Raw genomic sequence first — 692 nt, 5'->3', positions numbered from 1 at the left:
CGTGCTTGCATATAAAACGCGGAGTGCCACTCAAGCTTTTTGATCACATCCTCTATGCGCTCAAAAAACTCGTCTTCATCCCAGTGAATCACTTCTTGATATAAAGCGAGCTCTTGTTGAAAACGCTCCGTCTCACATACTTTGGTGATGCGTTTCTTTACGTTGCCGCGCCATTTTAACAAATGGTTTTTCACCGACGATTTTACACCTCGGTTTTCTGCCATCATCATGACTTGAGAGCGAGCCATCAAATCGTTTACAGCACTGTCGATGATGCCTGAATCCGCCACCATCAGCGCCAAGTTGAGTCCGTCTGCACCTAACATGTCGTCTCCTTAAGAGAAAAACTGATGTAAGTTTTTAAAGCGTTGAATGATCTTCTCGCTTTCACCTTGGATAGACTCAAGTCGTTGGCTCACCTGTTGCAGACTCGACTCCATAAGACGTGGTAATTCAGGATCCACAAAACTGTGTGGCAGTGCATCATGAAAGTTCGCTTTGACTTTACGCATGTGGTGCTCTGCTTCACTCAGTTGGTTTACGGCTTTTTCGCTTTGCGACAACCATTTTTGGTACAGCTCAATGTCCAAACCTTGTTGCGTTACCAAGCTCACCAAAATACCGCGGTTAGCAATGTCGCGGATCACCAAGTTGTTCGCCGCATCCACATCAAAACGCAGACGACCCATATT

Annotated in this window: 1 protein-coding gene and 1 pseudogene; both read right to left on the bottom strand. The window is 45.8% G+C overall.

What is annotated here, in order from left to right; all coding sequences use genetic code 11:
- Positions 1-326 (bottom strand): annotated as a pseudogene (locus tag R7Z77_RS25735) (ATPase RavA stimulator ViaA); the annotation flags it as partial.
- Between the two features lie 9 nt (positions 327-335).
- Positions 336-692 (bottom strand): ATPase RavA domain-containing protein (locus R7Z77_RS25730; RefSeq protein ID WP_318137096.1); only part of this gene is annotated, 357 nt, incomplete at its 5' end.

The organism is Vibrio sp. 1401 (assembly GCF_033340295.1).
Note: the sequence above shows the minus strand (reverse complement) of the source record. Positions and strands in the feature narration are given on the sequence as shown.